We start from the raw sequence: 1247 nt of genomic DNA on the forward strand, positions 1-1247 counted from the left end.
GCGCCGGTGGTGGGGTGCGGCCGGTGGCCGGCGAAGGCCGTGGTGGGTGAGACGGTCGAGGTGTCGGCGACGGTGTTCCGTGAGGGGCACGAGATGCTGGGTGCGGCGGTGGTGCTGCGCACGCCCGGTGGCGAGGAGTTGCCGGGGCAGCGGATGGCCGAGGTCGGGGTCGGTCTGGACCGGTGGTCGGCGCAGGTGACGCCGACCGAGCTTGGGTCGTGGTCGTTTCGGGTGGAGGCGTGGGGCGACCCGATCGCGCACTGGTGGCATGACGCGCAGATCAAGGTGCCGCGCGGGCAGGACGTCGAACTCATGCTCGCCGAGGGGGCCCTGCTGTTCGCGCGGGCCGCGGAGGCCGTCCCGAGCAAGGACCAGCCCACGCTGGACCGGCTGGCGAAGCAGCTCGGGGACGAGACGATCCCGGTCGCCGACCGGATGGAGGCCGTCACCGATCCCGACGTCGACGACGTGCTGGAGCGTCATCCGTTGCGGGATCTGTTGACCGTGTCGGACTGGTACCCCCTGGTCGTGCACCGCCAACGCGCCCTGTACGGCGCGTGGTACGAGTTCTTCCCCCGCTCCGAGGGCGCCTCGTTCGACCCGATGGGACGGCGCGGCCCGACCTCGGGCACCTTCCGCACCGCGATGAAACGCCTGCCCGCGATCGCCGACATGGGCTTCGACGTGGTCTACCTCCCCCCCATCCACCCCATCGGCACCACCCACCGCAAAGGCCCCAACAACACCCTGGACGCCGGCCCGTATGACCCCGGCTCCCCCTGGGCCATCGGCTCACCCGACGGCGGCCACGACGCCATCCACCCCGATCTCGGCACCCTGGAGGACTTCGACGCCTTCACCGCCTACGCCGCCGACCACGGCCTGGAAATCGCCCTCGACCTGGCCCTGCAATGCTCCCCCGACCACCCCTGGGTCCGCGAACACCCCGAATGGTTCACCACCCGCGCCGACGGCACCATCGCCTATGCCGAGAACCCGCCCAAGAAGTACCAGGACATCTACCCCCTCAACTTCGACAACGACCCCGACGGGCTCTACACCGAGGTCAAACGCGTCGTCCACCACTGGATGGACCACGGCGTGCGGATCTTCCGCGTCGACAACCCCCACACCAAACCCGTCGCCTTCTGGGAACGGCTCCTGGCCGACATCAACACCACCGACCCCGACGTCCTCTTCCTCGCCGAGGCCTTCACCCGCCCCGCGATGATGCACACCCTGGCCAA

1 protein-coding gene is annotated in these 1247 nt (G+C 70.1%); it reads left to right on the plus strand.

Annotated features, from left to right (window positions below; all coding sequences use genetic code 11):
- Window positions 1–42: 42 nt before the first annotated feature.
- Window positions 43–1247 (plus strand): maltotransferase domain-containing protein (locus ABFX46_RS43270; RefSeq protein WP_346050446.1); only part of this gene is annotated, 1205 nt, incomplete at its 3' end.

Source organism: Actinomadura chokoriensis, from assembly GCF_039529475.1.
Taxonomy (GTDB): Bacteria; Actinomycetota; Actinomycetes; order Streptosporangiales; family Streptosporangiaceae; genus Spirillospora; species Spirillospora bangladeshensis.